A 21,687-nucleotide genomic window follows, 5' to 3' on the forward strand; every position below is an offset into this window, starting at 1 on the left:
ATAAACCTTTTATACACCTTTTTTATATTTATCTAGAATCAGCTTACTCATAATTATAGTACTAACTAGAAGAGGAAGTAATAAAAATATAAATGCTTTATCAAACACTTTCTCACTTATTTCTCCTGTTAATGGTCCTCCATTAATATAGACACTTATATAACTTATAAAGTACTGGAAAATAGCTCCACATAAACCAATAACCATATTTACAATTGCCAATGCTGTAGCTTTGACTTGGGTTGGGAAGATTTCTTCAACTACTGAAAAAGCTAAGAGCATACTAGAAACACTAAAACCTATTAAAAAGAATATCACATACAGAAAATCTTGAGAGATGAAGTTATTTGCTAAAATCACAGCTGAAAATAAACCAAGCGTTATTATATTACATATAAGCATCCAAACTCTTTTTTCTCCAAATAAGCTTGCTATAAATCCATGACTAGGTCCACCGACTGCTATTCCCACAAACATCATTACACTTATTTTTGCAGCAATATGAGCACTAATACCATAAACTTGCTCAAGAAATAATACATCGTAAAGTTCAGAAAAAGCATTAACAACAATCCCAACCATTAAGCCTGCATAAATAGCCAAAAGCCATAATCTCTTGTTTAATAACAATTTCAAGCTTTCTCCAAAACTCAAATATGTTTTTGAAAGTTTAGAGTCTTGTGGAACTGAGTACTTAAGAAATGCAAGAATGATAATACTCCAAAACACTCCAAAGTATCCAATAACTGCTAATGCTGACTGCCAACCATATATATTAACAAGCTGATGAAGATAAACTTGTCCAAATATACCACCAAGAACACCTATGGTATTTGTAAGTCCCACAGCTATTGGAAATACTTTTTCGGGCAAGACATCCGCAGCGACTTTAAGCGTACCAATAAAGGCTACAGCGGAACCAATAGCTATTAACACCCTACCAATAAGCATTGTATTTAATGATGGATCATATACAAAAAACAATATCCCTAAACTCATTACAAGACACGAAAAGCTCAGCATGACTTTTGAGCCAAACTTATCTAATAAAATACCTGCTGGAACTTGAGATATAGCATAAATGGGAAAATAAATACTCATGATATAAGCAATATCTTCAACACCGACTCCCATTCCATCAGATATAGGTTTTATTAAAACACTTGGTGCTGTATGCTGAAAATAATCCAAACCATAGAATACAGCAGCAATAATCCATATTGCCCAACCAATTAAGAGAGTATGTTTTGTTGACTTCATAATTCAAAATATAACTAAAGACTATTGTATAAGTATATAGCATCTAGAGCTGTTTTAATAATACAGACTTATAAAGTAATTTTATATTTTTAAAAGTTGAAGAAATGACCTAGTAAAAGCCTCATTTTAAATTTCATAATATTTATTTAATATGTCTAGTTTTAAACAACAAGAAATCTTTTACTTCTTGTTCTTGTACTAATGGCAGTACTTCTTTACGAATACGACTATAATAATTATTTATAGTTTTCTTTTCTGTATAAGTGAGCATCCAAGTTTCTATAAGTTTAAACTCATAAGGAATAAGAGTTAAGTCCTCAAAACAGTAGAAAGGTCCATGTCCTGTTGGTGAGTCTTGTTTGCGTTCTTTCACATAACATAGGTTTTCTATTCTAATACCAAATTCACCAGGAAAATATGCTCCAGGCTCATTACTTAAAATCATTCCTGGCATCAATGGTACCTGAGCTTTTGGCCCAATTGATTGTGGTCCCTCATGCACTCCCAAGAAACTACCCACTCCATGACCTGTGCCATGACCATAGTCACTACAGAAATGCCATAGGTGTTCACGTGCCAATATATCTAATTGCGAACCAACTGTTCCTTGTGGAAAAACAGCTCTACCTAACCCTAAGTGTCCTTTTAAAACTAAAGTATAATACCTACGGTGCTCCGACTCTGGACGACCAAAATGTAAAACTCGAGTAATATCTGTAGTACCTTCATTATACTGACCTCCTGAATCACATAGCAAAGGCGCTTTATCGTCAATAGTTTTTAGATTTTCATCATCTTTAGCATTATAGTGAATCACAGCCCCATTTGCACCGTGACCTACAATATATGAAAAACTGTCTTCAACATAACCTTTCTGCTCAGCTCGACATTCTCTAAGTTTTGCCATTGCATCAAGCTCAGTTTTGCCTTCAAAATTATTTTCCATCCACCACCACCATTTGATAAATGCAGCAGCATCTTTTCTATGAGCTTCTTGAGAACCATTTAGTTCCATAGAGTTTTTAAGTGCTTTACTTAGTGTAATCGGCGATTTATCTACTGTTATAGTGCTATTATTATTTTGTGAAATAGCTTGCTTCATCGCAAAATTAGCACTCCGATTATCCAACAAATATTTAGCTTCATACTCTGCCAAATCGATAAAAAACTGACTATAATCCTTTACTGTTATAGCATTTTCACTTAGATAATCTTTAACTTCACTGGTAAGCTTTTGCTCATCCACATAAAAGTAAGTCTGATCTAATGTTACGACTAAATAACTAATACTTACTGGAGTGTTTTGAGTATCTCTACCACGAATATTTAAACTCCATGCAATATCATCTAAGCTTGAAACTACTAATGCCGTTTGATTGTTTTCTTTTAATTCCTTACGAATGTTGCTTAGTTTTGATTTTGTAGACTGTCCTGTATATTGTATTTCATGTAGGAAAACTTCTGATGCTGGAATATCTTTAGTGTCTTTGAGCTCTTGTTGCGCTAAAACAACTAAGTTTTCATTATCAAACACAACTTTAGCATTATGCTTTTCAGCTAACTTTAAAAGATTCTCAGCTCTAGTAATATTTATTTTCTTAGGATCAACCGCCAAAGTTTTACCTGTAAAGTTTTCACCTAACCAGGCTTCTATTTCCGAAGCATATGCCTTTTGCTTTAGTAAGCTAAACTCTTTATTATCCAGCTGATCTAATGCTTGAGTAAAATATCTACCATCTGTGGATAAATACGCATGATCTAAAGTTACTAGCACATCACCAGCAGATCCATCAAATTCGCTTACCCACTCTCTATATGCCCAACATTTTGGTACATATTCGTTATTATGATCATCAATTGATGGCACTAGATAGAAATCATAAGCTTTATCAGTCATTAGCTTTCTTAAAGTATTTAATTTAATAGACATATTTTCTCCAAAATTTTTTAGACATAAAATTAGTTAGAACAGGCATTTGTAAGCCCAACTTAATAACAACTCTAATATTATCCTTTAATAATACTGTCAAATAAGCTATTTTTAAACATAGAAATTAAAATAGATGTCGTTGTTAAATGTATAATCAATTAATAGCCTGTTGTTTGCTGCTAGTATTTTCATCAAACATATATGCTGAGAGCATAAGATATTTTTGCCCATCACCCCATGATTTCAAGCAAATCAATGGTTCTCTAAAAGCAACAACAAACTATAATGGCTTCAAACATGATTGGAATGGTAAAGTCAAATCACCATCACAATATCCGGAGTTTCCAATCACATTTGCTGGAGCAAATCTGACTAACTGTAAAAATAATATTTGTGATGTGAAATGCTATTACTACTCAAATATAGAAAACCACCTTATAACGGCAGATATAAACTCAAATAAACTAATTCAGATATATGAACAACCCAACATTTTCATCAAGAATCTTAACTGTCAATTCTTTGAGCATATTGACTGCCCTTTTTACATAACCTCAGTTATATAACCTTTCATTCTATTCAAACCAAATAAAGCTAGCTTGTCTGCCTGTTTTACCATCTTTACGATACGAGTAAAATTTTTTATTAGAATATGTACATAGTTTTGAATCTACAATATCAACACAGTGGTTATCATTTAAAATATGTTTCGCAATAAACTTCATATCAAATAAATATTTATTATTACCTTTAGGTATAAATGCCTGGGCAAATGATCCATTTTGAGCTGTGAATTGCTCAAATACATCTTCACCAACTTCATAGTAGGTTTGGCTTATACAAGGACCAAACCAAGCGACCATATCTAAACCAATAAAATCTTTAAGAGTCGCTTCAACTATACCTTGAGCTAGTCCTTTCCAACCAGCATGTACTGCAGCAACTTTTGTTAATTTTTTATCAAATATTAATATTGGCAAACAGTCTGCTGTAAGCACTGCACAAACTTGGTTAGGCTTGTCTGTCATTATAGCATCACAAAAACTACCATCGTATTCATCAAAAGCTCTAGCTATATTTGTGTGATTTTGATTCAACCACTTTACTTCATTACCTACATAAGAACTAAAAAGGTTACGGTTTTTTTCAACAGCTAAAGGATTATCTCCAGCCTTATCAGAAAGATTTAGCTTCGCAAATTCACCATTACTAAACCCCTGAGCAATATTGGTATACCCTAGTTTCAAGCCTTTAAACGGTGTATTTATAAAAACTACTGACATCTTATCTTAAACTGCTATCTATTGTGTATATTTGTTTTTGACATAACTCTCAACTATTTCGATGAACTCACCTGAGATATTTTCACCCCTCAGGGTATGAGCCTTTTTACCATCAATAAATACAGGAGCTACAGGAGACTCTCCACTACCAGGCAAACTAATACCTATATCCGCATTTTTTGATTCTCCAGGACCATTTACAATACAGCCCATCACTGCAACCTTCATCTTTTCTACACCTTTGTACTCTTTTTTCCAAGAGTGCATTTTTTCATCAAGATGTTCTTTAACTTGTTGTGTAAGCTCTCTAAAGTATGAGCTTGTAGTACGACCACAACCTGGACAAGATGTCACACTAGGAGTAAATGCTCTAAGCCCTAAACCTTGTAGTATCTCACGGCAAACTCGCACCTCTTCCGTACGCGGTGCATTTGGAGCAGGTGTTAGAGATACTCGTATGGTATTACCAATACCTTGTTGTAAAAGTATGCCAAGACTTACCGCACTAGCAACTATACCCTTAGTACCCATACCTGCTTCTGTAAGCCCAAGATGTAGAGCATAATCACATTCTTTCGCAAGCTTTTGATATACCGTAACTAAATCCTGAACTTCACTGACCTTACATGAGATTATGATTTTATTTTTTGCTAATCCAAGTTCTTCTGCATATTTGGCACTTTCTATCGCTGATGTTATCAAAGCTTTGTGCATAATTTGTTGTAATGGTAGTGGATTTTCTAAAGCCTGATTTTCATCAATCAATTTAGCTAATAATCCTTGATCTAAACTTCCCCAATTTACGCCTATTCTTACAGGTTTATCATTAGCTATAGCTATATTAATTATCTCTGCAAATTGAGTATCTTTCTTCTTACCAAAACCAACATTACCTGGATTTATACGATACTTAGCAAGAGCTTTTGCACACTCTGGATATTTAGTCAAAAGCGTATGACCATTGTAGTGGAAATCTCCTACTAATGGCACATGACAATCATGTTTAGCAAGTTCTGTAACTATAGTTGGTACTGCTGCAGCTGCGGCTTCATCATTTACAGTTAATCTTACTATTTCACTACCTGATTTATGTAGCGCTAAGATTTGCTTTACAGTCTTTTCAATATCGGCCGTATATGTATCAGTCATTGACTGAACTACAACAGGATTTTCACCACCAATTAAGACATTACCAACTTTTACAGTATTTGTTTTGTACATATTAAAACCTAACCAATTGTTCTTATTCAAAATTTTGACATAAATTATATAGCGTAATTATATCATTTTTAAAACAAATTATGAGATGCTCATACATTTATAATTAGATTAAAAAGCTTAAAAACCTATTGAACAACCTGCCAAAACTTTATAGACTCAATAATGACGATAGGTCAACTTGTATAATTTAAAAAGGATATATAACCATGAAAAAAACTTACCAACTTATATTATTAGCAGCGACTTGTATGATTTTGTTAGCATCATGTGGTAAAAGTAAACAGGAAATTGCGTTACAAAACCTAGAACAAGAGCAAACCAACTATTCACAAGATGCCAAGTCTGAGCAACTGGAGTCTGAGACTGCAAAGACTAACGCTAGCAACTTAGATAAAGAGTCTAAAGAAAGTAGTTCAGAAGCCAAATACGATGAAGATAAAGCTGATGTTCTTGAAGCGAAAGCAACTCAAAATTTATCTAAAGCAGCAAGCTTAAATTCTGAAATTGATAAGGCTAAAGTAGCTGCTGGAGAAGAGTAATTATTTTATGGGTATATAATATAACCCTTGCAATATATCATTTCTAGACTCTAACTCATGTTTCTTTATAAGTTTATTTACAATAACATCTGTTTTTTCTTGAGACATTATTGGTAAATTCAACAAAATATATGCTCCATATTTACAACCATTATTGCGAGCACCTTCAACTATTTGTGGTATTTGATCCTGTAACCAACCACCTTGACTAATCCTATCCATATAGTCTGCAAGAAAAAAATTATACCTTACTGGCTGATCATTTGTATAAATAACAACACAACTATCACTTTTTGATAAGATATTCGCTAATGGCTTACCTGTAACTGCACCTCCACCAACTACTGACTGACTTTTTTCTTGGAGTGAATAAATAAAATCATCTGAATTAACTAAAGGGTAAATTGCCCCACATAAAACTATAGCAATAAAGACCTTAATATATCGATTTTTTAGTGAGCTTATATTTAGCTTACTATCAGAAAGCAATATTTTCTGATTAGATCTAAAGCTTTGCGCATACATACTCAATGATAATATTCCAAACATCTGAACCCAGATACTATTGCGGATATCATATGAAAAAGCATATAACCAAATTATTAAACCTAAAATATAACAGTACAGAAATACTGCTTCTAATTTATATGCATTTTTAAATGACTTTTTAACTGAGAAAATAAAAGATATTGGCAATAAAACTATAACTATCGTGTTTGTGATCGCAATTATCCCACTATTTCCTGAAGCGAATTTCAATAGCCTTTGAGGTATATTTTCTAAATTTATGTTTGTTAACTCAACCAGGTAGTCTAGATTCCCTGTAAAATCATTCGCATGATTATAAAAAATAACCAAAAATGATAACTCATAGAGTAAAGATACTAGAGTTAATAATATTGCTATAATAAGCTGTTTCTTTGAAAATCTTTTAATATTAAAAATAGTGTAACCTATAGTAAATAGGTAAAAGAATATGCCTGGTTGTTTGACAATCATAGATATACCAGAGATAACTATCGCAGCATAAAGGTAAGCAAAAAAATATTGGCTATTTATTTTCTTATAATTTTCTGCACAATATATACACATAATGGATACTAACCCGACGTATGCAACAGGATAATCCATATAGCCACTAAATGATTTTGGAGAAACCATATAGCTTATTATCAAAATAATAAAAACTATTGAGAACGACTTACTTATCTCTTTATAAATATTGATTGCAAATAATAAAATTATAATTGAAGGATAAAATAAAAAGGCTTTTGCAAATATATTTATGACAAAATTCCCTTGCATCTTATATATCAACGACCATATTGCAGGAAACAATATTGGATACCCCGTGTTCATTGGATAATATTTATTAGAATAAAGCTCTATTGCCCATCTATTCCATGAAACCAAAGCATCCCAGTCTACAAAAGCTTTAGTGTTAGATATAAATACAACAAAAAATAATAATAAAATCAATAAGGTTTTTGATACTTGACCTATAGTTGGCTTTAGCCTAAAACTAATGATTAAAGCTAAACCTCCAAGTAAGTATATTAAAAAGTGTAATAACTCTGATCCAAACTGTAAGTTTATAGAGAATAAAATTACAAATAAAATCCACGCAAAAGATAGAGTGATTATAAACGAATAAACCAAAGATAAACTTTGTGGTTTATTTTGAAACAACTTCGATGACAATAATCCTGGCAGCACAACTATAGCTAATATAAAAAATATGTTACTGATAAGCATTGTTACTAGTATTCCCCTTTTCTACGAAATAAAAGTCTTACCACACTAAAACCTATAAAAAATAATATTGTTTCGACAAATATCTTAGAAAACAAGAAATTAGCTCCAAGATCTTTAACCAATAACTCCTGGAGAATTACTGATATCGCCCCACTAAAATAAACATACGAAACAAATAGTAAAAAACTATATTTATTCCCTGAGCTTTTAAAAACTATTTTTTTAGAAGCATTATATTGAAATAGTATCGAAGCAGTTCTTGCCAGAAAATTTGCTAACAAAATATTTGCTCCAAGATTAAATGAAAAGACAAACACGGTTATATCTATTAGAAATGTTATTATCGAAATAGAAACATAACGAAGAAGTATAAAATATATTCTTAAAGAATCTTTCAATGGGTTGAAATTACTGCCTGAATTATTTTCTATATAGATAGTTTCTATATCTATCTCATGAATATTTATATTATTTCTTATAGCAACCACAAACTGCTCTGTTTCAAACTCAAATCTATTTGATTTAATACTTAGACAATCAAGCATAAATTTTTTACTCAGTCCTCTAAGACCCGTCTGTGTATCTTTAATCTTCCTACCTAATAAGAACTGATATACTTTTTTTGAGATTTGATTACCAACATAAGATTTCAAGGGAATATCTTTTGTAAAATTACGACACCCTAAAACAAAATCATCCCCATCAGATAAACATTTTAACACTCTTAGTGCATCATCTATACTATGTTGACCATCACTATCAAGCGTAACACTACCATCAATTTCAGGGTATTTTGTAAGAATCTCATTAAATGCTGTTTTTAGTGCTGCACCTTTACCAAGGTTTATTGCATGTCTTAAAACTATTATATTTGATGCTTTTTCAATCTCAGAAAAAAATTCAACTCCAACATCGCTACCATCATCTACAACAAAAATAGGAAATTCTGACTTTTTTCTCAACTTACTTATTAATTTAGGGAACTCACTTGTTGGGTTCTTAGTTGGGATTATGAAGCACTTCTGAGACATTGTAATAAATTTTCTTAATAAAGTTAAATGAGATTATATCACTCTTATAACAAGAATAAACCATGTTCAAACGCCTACTTCAAATATATACTATTTTATATCGCTAGTTATAAAATAGATAAACTCCATATGCACTTTAAAGATTTAGAAAAATACCTAAACGAATATTTTCAAGTTGACTTATTTAAAGATTACGCACCAAATGGTTTACAAATCCAAGGTGATCGTAATATTAAAAAAGTAATTACAGGTGTGACAGCTTGCCAAGAGCTAATAGATAAAGCTATCTTAGAAAATGCTGATGCTATCATTGTACATCATGGCTACTTTTGGAAAGGCGAAAGTTATCCAATAGTTGGCATGAAATACAACCGCATCGCAAAACTTATCAAAAATGGGATTCACCTTTTTGGTTATCACTTACCGCTTGATGGCCATTCTGTTATTGGTAATAACATTTTATTAGCGAAAAAATTAGGTCTTACAAACTTAGAGTTTTTTGATACAGGCTCAAAACCAGATATATCAATTATTGGAGATTGCAACATTGATTTAGATGGATTCACTGATAAGATTAAAACAGAACTAGAGCGTAAACCGATAATTATAAAAGCTACCGATAAAAATCAAAAAGTAGCAATCTGCACAGGTGGGGCTCAAGACTATATTGAAATGGCTTTTGAAGCTGGTGCTGATACTTTTATATCTGGGGAAATCTCAGAACGCACAACTCATACTGCTCGTGAATTAGGTATAAACTACATCGCAGCCGGACATCACGCCACAGAAAAAGAAGGTGTAAAGGCTATAGCTGATTTACTTAGAGAAAAATTTGGGATAGATACAAAGTTTATAGATGTAGATAATCCTGCTTAAAATCATTTACTAGAAATTTCTTTTTTAGCTTGGATAATTAATTGTCTAAATTGATCATTAGCATTTAATGCTGAAAAAACAGTACTACCAACAATATATCCAGCTTGCACATCACTTGGCCAGTGTGCTCCACACACTACTCTACTTTGACCAAATTCATAACCTTTCTTTAGTATTTGTTCTTGATGGTTAGGGTTTATTTCCGCAAGCATAAGTGCTATTGCCCACCCTTCTGTAGTATGCCCTGAGGGATATGATGCAAACTTACCTAAATGTTTTTCTTCAGCAGGGTTACAAGTTTGCTTGTTATAATAAACAAATGGTCTTATACGCTTATGTTCTTTTTTTGCATCTGCCGTAGCTTTTGATGAAACTTTTGTAGCTAAATCTATTAAGCTATAAATAATAGGAGTATTTTCTTTTGATATATTATACCCGAAACTCTTAGAGAAGTTTTTAGCTAAGCTATTTGCTGAATAACCAGTATCAATTATTGCTTGTTCATATCTTTCACTATCTTTTCTTCCTTTTAAAGCAGACTCAGAAATAGCTTTATCATTTAAAAAACCAATACTATTAGCTGTAGGAGGCTCAGGTAAAAGTTTTAGACTATTAGGAATTTTTATTTCCTCTACAGATAATACTTTTTCTGCATAACTATTTGTGATTAATATAACGGATACAACTACCACTGATATAAGTTTAAACATTCTTATTCTCTAAATTATAAAATTTGCCTGAGTATAATATATTTTAGAAAAAAAATCAGATGTTTATATAGCAACAATTATAGAGTTAGCATGAAAAATTATTTCATAAACTCTTTTTCAATATCTTCTAGTGATCTACCAGAAGTCTTTGGTACAAATTTAAATACTATAAAGCAATATAGTAAAGTACAACCACCACAAATAAAGAAAACACTACTATCTCCAAACGCTACAGTAATTGGTAAAAATACCGATGCTAAAATTGCTGATGCCATACTGTTTAAAAATAACGCTATGCCTAAAGCTTTACTTCTAATATTGTTAGGTAACAGCTCTGACATAATAACCCAAACATAAGCACCTGGACCTATAGCAAAAAAGAAAATAAAACTAATAAAGCCTGCTAATAACACACATCCTTTAAGCATGCCCACTGGTAGAACTAAAACCATGAAACCTGTCATAATTAAAGTCAAAGCAACCATCAGTGTCCCAAAAACTACAGTAAATTTTCTTTCAATTTTATCCGCAATAAATACAGCAAGTATAGTTGCCATAAAGTTTATTGCGGTGATAGTTACCCCACCTAATATCGCCACATAATTAGATCCTAAACCGGATTCTTTTAACAAAGTTGATGAAAACTGTAAGATACTATTTATTCCTGTCATTTGAGCTAGTATTGCTATTGCAAATACAATTAATACTGGCATCAAATAATGCCTATTTTTTAAACTAGCTAAAAGACTACCCTCATCATCAGAACTCTTTACTACTTGCTTTATTTTATCAGCTTGAGATTTTGCATTTTCATTACCTACTGTGACCTCTAGCATCTGCTCTGCTTCTTTATCTTTGCCGACCATTATTAACCATCTAGGCGATTTTAATAAGAGGAAACTTCCTGCAAAAAATATGACCGCAGGTATTAATGATGTTAAGAACATTGATCTCCAATCACCGGTACTTTCAAAAAGTAGACCAATATAATTTGATATCAAAATCCCTGCGGTTAAAAAAAGCTGAAAACAAGTTACTGCAACACCTCTAACACTGTCAGGAACTGTTTCTGTTAAATAAAGAGGTACTGTAACCGTAATAAAGCCTACTGAAATACCTTGAACTAGCCTAGAAAAAAGCAACATTTCATAATTATCTGAAATATAAATCAACCCTACAGAAACTATAAATATTAAACCCGCCAATATTAATGTCTTTTTTCGACCAATAGCATCTGCAATTAAACCAGCTACAAGTATCGCAAAAGCTCCACCAAACAGGACTGAGCCACCTAGTAAAGATGTTTGAAATGCGGACATAGGAATATCATTTTCTATAAACAGAAATGCCCCGTTTATTATCCCAATATCATAGCCATAGAGCATACCGCCCATAGCTGCAAAAAATATAATCAAATAAACTCGCGTCTTATTATATTGCATTATTAATCCTCTTTACTTTAATTATTCAAGTTATAGTCTATTATTTATTAAAAGTGGTACAAAACGATAATGAATTAATTCCTGAACTTATTTCAGGATCTCCACAAAATCAATACCTAAAATAAATTCAGTATTTCATTTTCACATGTAGCCGGCTATATTTTACAAACTAAACCGTTTCTGTAACTTTTTTAAGATTGACGGGGCTATCTGGGTCAAACCCTAATTCAACAGCTAAATTATTAACCATTAAATAAAACTCTTGAAGTAAAACGATAGGCTCTAAGATTGGGTGTGTTCTTACATCAACTGCTAAGTGAACTTTAGCATCAGCACAATTTTCTGTACTTGCGAATATGGTATTTACTCCTAGCCCAGTCATTTTTGAGACAATCTCACAAGTACCTTTAGCACTTACATCATTTTGCATAATAGTAAATGTGGTAAAATTTTTATTCATAAGAGCAAATGGACCATGAAGTACTTCTGCTCCACTGAAAGCCTCTGCATGTATTCCACAAGTTTCTTTAAGTTTAAGAGCCATTTCCTGTACGACAGGGAAACCAAACCCTCGACCAATTATAAACATACTTTTGCTTTTTTTAAGCACTTCGACTGCAGTTTGCCAGTTTGACTCTAGAGCTTTTTCTAATACATTTGGTAATAATTGAAGACTATTTAAGAGTTCTTTATCTTGCTTATATTCTGCAATTATATTTACTAAAGCTATTAAAGATGTAATTACACTTTTAGTTGCCGCAACAGCTTTTTCTTCATCAGCTCTTACAGGTAATACTAGATCGGCTACTTCTGCCAAAGGAGAGGCTTCTTTATTAACAATAGCTAATGTTGTACATCCTGCTTTTTTACAACCCTCTAATGCTAAACGCAAATCAGGAGATCCACCAGATTGAGAAATTGCTATTGCAAGAGTGTTTTCATCACCAATATTTTTACCATAAATGGTACTGATTGATGGTGGTAAAGAAGATACGCTAAAACCTAACTGCGTTTCAAACAAGTACTTCGCAAAGTTTGCAACACAATCTGAACTACCTCTAGCTATAGTAATAACTCTCTTAATATTTCTCTGTTTTAATTGAGAAATTATATTTTTGATTATCTCTTGATTGAGGTTAAGCTGATTAGCAACTTTTTCAAAGCTACTACTAGCCTCTTGAAACATTAATGTGTTTTTCATGATTTTGACTAAAATTTACAGGATGTAAGATGATTATATTATTTGAAATCAGTTTTTACACTTTTTTTTACAAAAAAATTGTTTTCTAAATATTCATCCAAATAGATGCACTTTTTTCATCATGAAAAGTTTTAACATCTGCAGATACAATACCTTTAAAAATATTAAGCCCTACCTTCATCCAATCTGCTTCTGTAACAACTGCAACTTTTTCAAAATCTTTTCGATGTTTAACCGCTGTTTTTAGATCATCAAGCATTGCTTTGACTTCAATACCTTCAAAGTTAGACATTATAACTAGTACTTTTAATTTACCTTTACCTGCTAACTCTTCAAACTTAGGGATTAATGTCTCGACATAATCTTTGTGAGTAAGCTTACCTTCAACTTCAATTTTGGTATATCCGCTTTCATCTGTGATATTAAACATTGCAAATCTCCTTTTGTTAGAAACGATTTTCTATATCTAGTATGGCACAAAAACTCTGCTCTCTCAATGCTAGTTTAATACTATACCAAATTAGTAAAGTATGCTATAATCCTCGGATCTTTTTGATATCAATTATCATACTTACAAACTCAAAACATTTAAAAGGTGAGTACATGTTAATAACCCTACTAATCGCATTAGCCCTGTTAATATTTCTTCATATCAAAAAATATAGCTTTAACCTTAGAACTGTTTTAGCTTTAATAATAGGTATATCAATAGGAATACTTTATAACTATACAGGTTCTAAAGATGGTGCTTTTATACAAGCAAACAATATCTTAGCTAACGGATATATTTCTCTATTACAGATGCTAATAATACCAATAGTTTTAACATCCATAATTCATTCTATAACTAGTTTAAGAAACCATAACAGCTCATATATTATAAAAATAGCTGTAAAGACTATCGTTATATTATTAGTACTAACAGGTATAAGTGCTGCAATAGGATCATCTATAGCTATTTTCATGAAACTTGGTCAAAATATAGATATCAGCTCTATTGGCGAAGTTACTAAAGAGATGAAGTCTGCAACAATTTCTGAAAATATTCTTAGCTTTTTACCTAACAATATAGTCCACCAAATGGATAAGAATAATGTCATTGCTATTGTTGTATTTGCAATATTGATTGGTTTTTCTATGCTTATTGCTTACCGTGAAGATAGTAAGTTGGCTAGCCCATTTATAAACTTCATTGATTCAGCTTTTTTTGTGATTAAAAAACTAGCTAGATTAGTGATTGCTACTACTCCTTATGGCGTACTTGGTTTGATGATCCAGATGAGTATTGAGCTAGATAAGGGAAGTATCTCGACTGTCTTTTCATTTATTTTAGCTTGTTATATAGCTATGTTTATAGTTTTGCTTATGCATATAGTATTACTTCTAGTTTTTGGTACAAATTTAATCAAATTCTACAAAAGTATATGGAGAGCTATGCTAGTTGCAGCAACTTCTAGATCCAGTATGGGAACTCTACCGTTATCTATAAATGGTCTTAATAGATACGGCTTATCTGAAACTGTATCTACATTTGCTCCTACTATGGGTACAACTATGGGTATGAATGCATGTGCAGGTGTATTCCCATCAATCTTAGCTATAATGGCTATGGCTGCTACAGGTATGGACATTACATTTGTTACGGTTATATCTATATCTTTAATCTGTATGTTTGCTTCACTTGGAGTTTCAGGCATACCTGGTACGGCTTATGTTGCTGCTGGTGTTGTGTTTACTTACTTTAACTTACCATGGGAAATCATTGGGCTAATACTTGGTGTTGATGCTCTTATTGATAGTTTTAGAACTCCTCTAAATATACATGGAAGTATGACTACTGCTGTGATTGTTGATAAGACTACAAAAACTTAATTGTTAGCTTAACACCTCTACTATAGACTTAGAAAAACTTTCTTCTTCATACTTTACTCCTACAAAATATAAACCATGAGCTTTAGCAGTTTCAGCTGCTTTTGTTCTATCTTTATACTCTAATAATTGCTGTATCCATGATGGGTTTTTCAATCCTAAACCAACCTTTAAAAGTGACCCAACTAAGTTTCTAATCATGTGATGTAAAAAAGCATTCCCAACAACTTCAAACACTATAAAGTTACCATAACGAACAAACTCAGCTTTTTGAATATTTCTAAATGGAGTATTTGCTTGGCACTGTGAAGACCTAAACGAACTAAAATCTTGCTCGCCGATCAGATGCTTGCAAGCTTGATTCATCTTTTCAATATCTAGTGAATTTCGTTCCCATAAGCTATGATTTGCAAATATTGGCGAACTAGTAGGAGCATTATATATAACATAATTATAAGTTCTATTAAGAGCTGAAAATCTTGCATGAAAATCTAGACTTACCTCTTTTAAAATATGCACCTTTATATCTTGTGGTAGTAAAGCATTTACACCCCTATGCCAAGCCTTTATATCCCTATTAGCAGCAGATGAGAAATTCATAACTTGAGAGGTTGCATGAACGCCAGTATCAGTACGGCCAGCACATATAACTTCAACGTGGTGATTTGCTACTTTTGATAAAGCTTTTTCTAGCTCTTCTTGAATACTTGGAGAATGGCTTTGTCTTTGCCAGCCACAATAATCTTTACCAAAATACTCAACTTGCAATAAATAATTCTTCATACCTTAAAAGAATCTAACCTCTATTAGTATTAAATATAATCTAACTTGACTTATCGTTAGTTGTAACAGATATCGTTTTACTATTTCTAAAATAAATTTTATCAAATATATAATTATATACAAAAGCATACACCAAATAGAAAACCACAAAACCAATATCTACAAGTAGCGCTGTTATAAAATCCATACTAAGCCAATATGCTATAAGTGGAATTGTAATTATAAGCAACCCAGCTTCAAACAGCAAAGCATGAAGAATTCGAAGTATGACACCCCTTGTTGATCTATGCCCATCAAATTTATCTTCTACAACATCAAACGCATAGTTATATACAAGATTCCAAACCATAGCTATCAATGAGACTACTACCGCCAAAAACCCGATATGAAATATACTTTCATTTAAAACAAACATCGCAAATGGTGTGAAAATTATCACACCAAAGACTTCAAATCCAATCATATGAACTATACGTGCAGCAAAGCTCATGTTTTTGTTATTATTCATTATTATTTCCTAATTTATACTCAACTATATAGCGTCTTCAGCAGGGGTATTCATATAGCCACCGCCATACATAAGCATATCACCACCCTGCATAAATGGACTATCTACAGCATGCCCTGTTTCTTCATAGTACTCACCTGGGGCAGTGTTTGGATTTGTTATAAATTGCTCAGTTGTCTGATGAAAATATTTATCTGACAAACCACCTGCACTATTTGGGTAGTAATACTCGTCATCATTATACCCATACATTCCTGATAGGCTACAACTTCCAGCAAAAAATATTACTAATATAGATAAAAATAGTTTCTTTATAGAAAACTTTAAGGTTTTTAAATTTTCCATTTTCAACAATAAACACCCTCTTTCCAGTGTTTTCTACAAACAGATACATACTTAGTATCTATCTCTTTAAGTGAGTCATCATCAACTACTATAGGGTTACCTTCTTTGACAGCTACACCATTTTGTACCATCATATTAAAACTAGCTTTTTTACCACAATGGCAGATAGTTTTTACCTCTTCAAGTGTATCTGCTATAGCCAATAATAACGCCGCAGTTTCAAATGGTTGTCCAAGATAGTTTGAACGCAACCCATAGCAAATAACAGGGATATTTAGATCATCAACTATATCTGATAATTGCCATATTTGTTTAGAAGTGAAAAAATGAATTTCATCTATCAGTATGCAATCTATAGCACCTTGCTTAAGCTGGCTTTTCACATAACTATAAATGTCATCTTCTGCAGTTAGAGAATAAGCATCTTGATCTATACCAATACGCGACTTGACCTTATTTGGTCCTGCTCGCTTATCTACAGCTGAAGTAAGTATAAGTGGTGTACGCCCTCTATCTTCGTAATTGTAAGCAACTTTAAGTAAGTCCAGAGTTTTACCCGCATCCATTGATGAATACCTAAAATATAATTTTGCCATAATAGTTATTTCCTACTGCCAACTGCCATACATTGGATTTGGCAATATAAAGTACTTACTACCAAACACATCAAATTGACTATCATCTGCAGTCTTCATTTTTTCTTGACTCATCGCAGGAAAATCTTGAATATTATCACCAAAATAAGCAATTATATCGTGGGCTGGAAGTTTATTGGTATAAATCATCCCATCAGAATACTTGCCTGTAATTACTGCTTTAAAGCGTGGGTTTTTATTGTTATAGCCTTTTTGAATTTTATTTGTAAAAAGTATCTGATCATAGTAAATGCCTTGCTCAGATAGATTCTCTTTTGTAGCTTTAATCAGCTTTTCATCATTACCTGTTCTATTTGTAACTAAACTTACAAAACCACCTTTTTTATGAACAAAGTTGGTAAGCATCTTAGCGCCTGGAACTGCTATAGACTTTTCCTCCTTTAAAGCTTTATCAAACTTATCAGAGTCATATTGATAATTCTTATAGTTATCGTATTCTAACCAAGAGTTATCTAATGTAGTTTCATCTACATCTAGAATCACACCCCATGTACCAGACTGTAGTTTTTCTTTCTTAATTTGCTTAGCAATTTTTATTTTAGCAAGATTATAAACCTCTAAGCTTATAGCCTTTCTTTCAACTGAATCATGGTACCACTTCACACCATCAATATTCTGTGAATCGCAACCTGTTGCAAAGCCTAAACTTACTATACTAAGTTGTCCTATAACTAATGCCAAAATAATTTTTTTGAATTTCATAATATTCCTTTTATAATTTTTTTCTAATGATATTCACACCATGGCGAATAGGTAAAACCAAACTCTCAACATCATCTCGTAGCTTAATATTTTTATTAAAATCATCAAGAGCTTTTGCACGTTTATCTTGAGGGTCTACAACCTCTCCACGCCATAAGATATCATCGACAACTATAATGCCACTATCACTAAGTTTCGGTAATAATATATCAAAATAACTTTGTGTTTGTTTTTTATCTGCATCAATAAATACTACATCTATATTATCAGGCAGTTTTGGTAAAGCTGTTATCGCATCTTCTACTATACACTCTATATTAGCGTATTTTTTCGTATAAAAATCTGCTAGCTCTTGCCCTGCTTGACTAGGTCTATCTATAGTTATCACTTTTGCATTTGGTGAAGCTTCAGCCATTGCTATAGCAGACATACCTGTATATGTACCGACATCTACGCATAGCTTCGCCTGATTAGTAAATACTAACATCTGTAAAAGCTTTGTAACTATCTTTTCTGAAAGCATTTGCGAACCATGTACGCTATCACGCGTTTTATTTGCAAGCTCTAAAAGTGTATCTGATAAATCACTAGTAGTTTCCAGGCAATAGTCCCATATTTTAGAATCTGTAAATTGATTTTGTTGCATTTTTTAAAAAATCATTAAATTAGCTATATATATTCTGCATTAGCGCGAAAGATATTGAAAGTGATTTTAAACTGTTTTTATGATAGAATTTCGGTGATTTTTTGTATGTATTTTAATAAAAAGGTTTCTAATGAAAGAAATAAAGCAAGATAAGAAAGTATTTATCAAAACAATGGGTTGTCAGATGAATGAGTATGATTCATCAAGAATGTATGAAATTCTAAACGAAAGTTACAACACATCAAAGACAGATGATTATAAAGAAGCAGATATTATAATTGTAAATACTTGCTCTATCCGTGAAAAAGCTCAAGAAAAAGTATTTCACCAGTTAGGTAGATGGAAAAAACTTAAAGATAAAAATGAAGATTTAATTATCGGTGTTGGTGGTTGTGTAGCATCTCAAGAAGGTAAAAACATTATCCGCAGAGCTCCATTTGTAGACTTAGTGTTTGGTCCGCAAACTATCCATAGATTACCCGAGCTTATCAAACAAAAAGCTGAAACTCAAAAATCTCAAGTAGATATATCTTTTCCTGAGATAGAAAAATTTGATTACCTACCAGAGCCAAAAGCTGAAGGCGCTAAAGCATTTGTATCAATTATGGAAGGTTGCGATAAATACTGCTCATATTGTGTAGTACCTTATACCCGTGGTCCTGAAGTAAATAGACCTTTTGAAGATGTATTAGCAGAATGTGCAGTATTAGCAGAACAAGGTGTGCGTGAGATCACTCTACTTGGGCAAAATGTAAATCACTACATGGGTCCAATGGAAAACGGTCAAATAGCTGACCTAGCTTTACTAATCCATTTTATAGCTGAAATTGATGGTGTTGACAGAATCAGATTCCAAACTTCACATCCAGTTGAGTTTTCTCAAAACCTAATAGATGCTTATGGTAGCGTACCAGAGCTTGCAAACCATTTACACCTACCTGTACAGCATGGTTCAGATCGTATTCTTACAAATATGAAAAGAAACCATACTATACTTGAGTTTAAGCAAAAAATTAGAAAGCTAAAAGCTCTTCGTCCAAATATTACGATATCATCTGATTTTATCGTTGGTTTCCCCGGTGAGACAGAAGAAGACTTTCAAAAACTTATGAATCTTGTCAAAGATATACAGTTTGATAACTCATTTAGCTTCATCTACAGTAAACGTCCAGGTACTCCAGCTGCAGATTTACCAGACGATACTCCTATGGAAGTTAAAAAAGAACGTCTAGCTAGACTACAAGCACTACTAAAAAGCAATGCTCAAATCATTTCAAGACAAATGGTTGGTAGCGTACAAAATATACTTGTAGAAAGTAAATCTAAAAAGTCAGATAACGTCTTAGCTGGTAGAACAGAAAACAACAGAATTGTAAACTTTATCGGTGATGAATCATTGATTGGCAAGTTCATAGATATTAAGATAATAGAAGCACACCCTAATTCTCTAAAAGGAGAGCTGATCTAACCATATGAATAGAACCAAGTTTACATTAGAACCTTACGACAACGACTCTCTTGGCATTCTTTGTGGTAATTTAGATGAAAATATCCGCGCAATAGAAAATTACTTCAATGTTGAGATTAAGCACCGTGCTGATGAATTTGAAATAGAGAGTAACTCTAGTGCAAATAACACCCAAGCCCGCAGGTTTGTGAAATCTTGTTATGCTGAGATTATCGGCGGGAGCTCTCACCTTGACTTAGAAGAGATCTCAACCATTTTAAATGCAACAGCAAAAGAACAAACAAAAGAAGCTCCTCGCCCTCAAACATCTTCAGAAAGTGAGGTTCAACTTCGTAGTAAAAAACTTAGAGCTCGTACGCCAAATCAGGCAGAATATCTTAGTAACATCAAAAACAACTTTGTAACTTTTGGTGTCGGCCCTGCTGGTACTGGTAAGACATATCTTGCGATTGCTTGTGCTGTAGCTGCTTATGAGCGTGGCGAAGTGCGTAGAATTGTACTTGTCCGTCCTGCTGTAGAAGCTGGTGAGAAACTAGGCTTTTTACCTGGAGATCTTACACAAAAGATTGATCCATATTTACGCCCAATGTACGATGCTTTGTTTGACTTCATGGGTGTTGAAAAAGTTACAAAACTTATAGAAAAACAAGCTATAGAAATTGCACCTCTAGCTTATATGCGTGGTCGAACAATTAATGACTCATTTATAGTACTTGATGAAAGCCAAAACACTACTAAAGAACAGATGAAAATGTTTTTAACAAGAATTGGTTTCAATACAACCGCCGTTATAACAGGTGATGTAACTCAAGTTGATTTACCCAAAAATGTAACATCTGGCATGAAAAATGCTCTAGAAATACTTTCAAATGTTGATGGAATTGGAATTAATTACTTAAAATCAGTAGATATTGTCCGTCATGAAATAGTTCAAAAAATTGTAAATGCTTATGATAAACATGAGAATACTAAGTAATGGCTGATTTAGACCTAAACATCATCAATGATAATGAGTACTCTATACCCTCTACAAATAAACTTCTAAAATGTTTTGAGCTAGTAACAAACCATAACAATATAAAGGTTGCTAGCGTAAATGTAAATATTGTCTCAAATGATGAAATTCAACAAATAAATAATGATTTTCGTAATAAAGATAAACCAACAAATATTATCTCTTTTGAGTTTGAGAAACCTGAAGGGCTTCCTGATGAAATAGCTGATGATTTTTTAGGTGATATAGTTATCGCTCCAGACGTTTTAAAAAAAGAAGCTTTAGAGCAAAATAAATCCCTTGATAATCATTGGTGCCATATATTTATACATGGATTGCTACATCTGTTAGGTTTTGACCATATAGAAGATAAACAAGCTGAAGAGATGGAAAGCTTAGAGATAAAGCTTTTAGCGAAATTAAATATAGCCAACCCTTATAACTACTAAAAAATAATAAAGAGAACAA

At 32.5% G+C, this 21,687-nt stretch carries 23 protein-coding genes; 7 read left to right on the forward strand and 16 right to left on the reverse strand.

The features are described 5' to 3' along the window. Window positions 1–9: 9 nt before the first annotated feature. Window positions 10–1,260 carry an MFS transporter gene (locus tag FLM55_RS02710; protein ID WP_112869679.1) on the reverse strand — a complete coding sequence of 417 codons (1,251 nt, stop codon included), beginning with the start codon at window positions 1,258–1,260 and terminating at the stop codon, window positions 10–12. Between the two features lie 142 nt (window positions 1,261–1,402). Continuing rightward, window positions 1,403–3,190: an aminopeptidase P family protein gene (locus FLM55_RS02715; RefSeq protein WP_178947899.1), complete on the reverse strand. Its 1,788-nt coding sequence runs from the start codon at window positions 3,188–3,190 to the stop codon at window positions 1,403–1,405. A gap of 146 nt (window positions 3,191–3,336) precedes the next feature. Here FLM55_RS02715 and FLM55_RS02720 point away from each other — a divergent pair, with 146 nt between their 5' ends. Then, a complete protein-coding gene (locus FLM55_RS02720) occupies window positions 3,337–3,756 on the forward strand; it encodes a hypothetical protein (protein ID WP_178947900.1) in 420 nt (139 codons plus the stop codon). 9 nt (window positions 3,757–3,765) lie between these two features. Here the strand turns inward: FLM55_RS02720 and pgeF are convergent, their stop codons facing one another. Next, on the reverse strand, window positions 3,766–4,473 hold the full coding sequence (gene pgeF / locus FLM55_RS02725) for a peptidoglycan editing factor PgeF (protein ID WP_178947901.1): 708 nt from the start codon (window positions 4,471–4,473) through the stop codon (window positions 3,766–3,768). Between the two features lie 18 nt (window positions 4,474–4,491). Further along, window positions 4,492–5,694, reverse strand: a complete 1,203-nt coding sequence (gene ispG / locus FLM55_RS02730) for a flavodoxin-dependent (E)-4-hydroxy-3-methylbut-2-enyl-diphosphate synthase (protein WP_178947902.1) — start codon at window positions 5,692–5,694, stop codon at window positions 4,492–4,494. A gap of 206 nt (window positions 5,695–5,900) precedes the next feature. On the opposite strand from ispG, the gene FLM55_RS02735 reads away from it, so the two are divergent. Further along, on the forward strand, window positions 5,901–6,233 hold the full coding sequence (locus FLM55_RS02735) for a hypothetical protein (protein WP_234393372.1): 333 nt from the start codon (window positions 5,901–5,903) through the stop codon (window positions 6,231–6,233). Here FLM55_RS02735 and FLM55_RS02740 read toward each other — a convergent pair whose 3' ends face one another. Then, entirely contained in the window at window positions 6,234–7,988 is a 1,755-nt protein-coding gene (locus tag FLM55_RS02740) for a hypothetical protein (protein WP_178947903.1), read from the reverse strand. A gap of 5 nt (window positions 7,989–7,993) precedes the next feature. Further along, entirely contained in the window at window positions 7,994–9,019 is a 1,026-nt protein-coding gene (locus FLM55_RS02745) for a bifunctional glycosyltransferase family 2/GtrA family protein (RefSeq protein WP_178947904.1), read from the reverse strand. 129 nt (window positions 9,020–9,148) lie between these two features. Between FLM55_RS02745 and FLM55_RS02750 the strand changes: the two genes are divergently transcribed. Continuing rightward, on the forward strand, window positions 9,149–9,895 hold the full coding sequence (locus FLM55_RS02750) for a Nif3-like dinuclear metal center hexameric protein (protein ID WP_178947905.1): 747 nt from the start codon (window positions 9,149–9,151) through the stop codon (window positions 9,893–9,895). Between the two features lie 2 nt (window positions 9,896–9,897). On the opposite strand, the gene FLM55_RS02755 is transcribed toward FLM55_RS02750, so the two are convergent. From FLM55_RS02755 to FLM55_RS02770, 4 genes are all read right to left on the reverse strand, one after another. After that, the gene (locus FLM55_RS02755; protein ID WP_178947906.1) at window positions 9,898–10,605 is read right to left on the reverse strand and encodes a phosphatase PAP2 family protein; all 708 of its coding nucleotides are present in this window, start codon (window positions 10,603–10,605) and stop codon (window positions 9,898–9,900) included. 98 nt (window positions 10,606–10,703) lie between these two features. Then, complete coding sequence (locus FLM55_RS02760; protein WP_373193964.1) at window positions 10,704–12,047, reverse strand: sugar porter family MFS transporter; 1,344 nt, start codon at window positions 12,045–12,047, stop codon at window positions 10,704–10,706. Between the two features lie 169 nt (window positions 12,048–12,216). Further along, window positions 12,217–13,248, reverse strand: coding sequence for an SIS domain-containing protein (locus FLM55_RS02765; protein WP_178947907.1), 1,032 nt, complete (start codon window positions 13,246–13,248; stop codon window positions 12,217–12,219). 85 nt (window positions 13,249–13,333) lie between these two features. Further along, window positions 13,334–13,678, reverse strand: a complete 345-nt coding sequence (locus FLM55_RS02770; RefSeq protein WP_178947908.1) for an STAS/SEC14 domain-containing protein — start codon at window positions 13,676–13,678, stop codon at window positions 13,334–13,336. Window positions 13,679–13,851: 173 nt separating this feature from the next. Between FLM55_RS02770 and FLM55_RS02775 the strand changes: the two genes are divergently transcribed. Continuing rightward, window positions 13,852–15,120, forward strand: coding sequence for a dicarboxylate/amino acid:cation symporter (locus FLM55_RS02775; RefSeq protein ID WP_178947909.1), 1,269 nt, complete (start codon window positions 13,852–13,854; stop codon window positions 15,118–15,120). 3 nt (window positions 15,121–15,123) lie between these two features. Here FLM55_RS02775 and truA read toward each other — a convergent pair whose 3' ends face one another. From truA to FLM55_RS02805, 6 genes are read right to left on the reverse strand one after another with little or no spacing between them, the layout of a single operon-like run. Beyond that, the gene (truA, locus tag FLM55_RS02780; RefSeq protein ID WP_178947910.1) at window positions 15,124–15,900 is read right to left on the reverse strand and encodes a tRNA pseudouridine(38-40) synthase TruA; all 777 of its coding nucleotides are present in this window, start codon (window positions 15,898–15,900) and stop codon (window positions 15,124–15,126) included. Between the two features lie 40 nt (window positions 15,901–15,940). Next, complete coding sequence (locus FLM55_RS02785) at window positions 15,941–16,390, reverse strand: PACE efflux transporter (protein WP_178949047.1); 450 nt, start codon at window positions 16,388–16,390, stop codon at window positions 15,941–15,943. 42 nt (window positions 16,391–16,432) lie between these two features. Then, a complete protein-coding gene (locus tag FLM55_RS02790) occupies window positions 16,433–16,753 on the reverse strand; it encodes a hypothetical protein (RefSeq protein WP_178947911.1) in 321 nt (106 codons plus the stop codon). A 2-nt stretch (window positions 16,754–16,755) separates the two neighbouring features. Further along, window positions 16,756–17,349: a thymidine kinase gene (locus FLM55_RS02795; protein ID WP_178947912.1), complete on the reverse strand. Its 594-nt coding sequence runs from the start codon at window positions 17,347–17,349 to the stop codon at window positions 16,756–16,758. A 12-nt stretch (window positions 17,350–17,361) separates the two neighbouring features. Continuing rightward, window positions 17,362–18,111: an HAD family acid phosphatase gene (locus FLM55_RS02800; RefSeq protein ID WP_178947913.1), complete on the reverse strand. Its 750-nt coding sequence runs from the start codon at window positions 18,109–18,111 to the stop codon at window positions 17,362–17,364. Window positions 18,112–18,121: 10 nt separating this feature from the next. Next, on the reverse strand, window positions 18,122–18,757 hold the full coding sequence (locus tag FLM55_RS02805; protein ID WP_178947914.1) for an O-methyltransferase: 636 nt from the start codon (window positions 18,755–18,757) through the stop codon (window positions 18,122–18,124). 139 nt (window positions 18,758–18,896) lie between these two features. Between FLM55_RS02805 and miaB the strand changes: the two genes are divergently transcribed. The 3 genes from miaB to ybeY are packed head-to-tail and all read left to right on the forward strand — an operon-like array spanning window position 18,897 to window position 21,668. Next, on the forward strand, window positions 18,897–20,225 hold the full coding sequence (miaB, locus tag FLM55_RS02810) for a tRNA (N6-isopentenyl adenosine(37)-C2)-methylthiotransferase MiaB (protein WP_178949048.1): 1,329 nt from the start codon (window positions 18,897–18,899) through the stop codon (window positions 20,223–20,225). A 4-nt stretch (window positions 20,226–20,229) separates the two neighbouring features. Beyond that, window positions 20,230–21,201, forward strand: coding sequence for a PhoH family protein (locus FLM55_RS02815; protein ID WP_178947915.1), 972 nt, complete (start codon window positions 20,230–20,232; stop codon window positions 21,199–21,201). Continuing rightward, window positions 21,201–21,668 (forward strand): rRNA maturation RNase YbeY, encoded by a 468-nt coding sequence (gene ybeY / locus FLM55_RS02820; protein WP_178947916.1) that lies wholly within the window; start codon window positions 21,201–21,203, stop codon window positions 21,666–21,668. Before FLM55_RS02815 ends, ybeY begins: the two co-directional genes overlap by 1 nt. Window positions 21,669–21,687 lie beyond the last annotated feature (19 nt).

It is taken from the genome of Francisella sp. Scap27 (assembly GCF_013394105.1).
GTDB classification, from domain to species: domain Bacteria; phylum Pseudomonadota; class Gammaproteobacteria; order Francisellales; family Francisellaceae; genus Francisella; species Francisella adeliensis.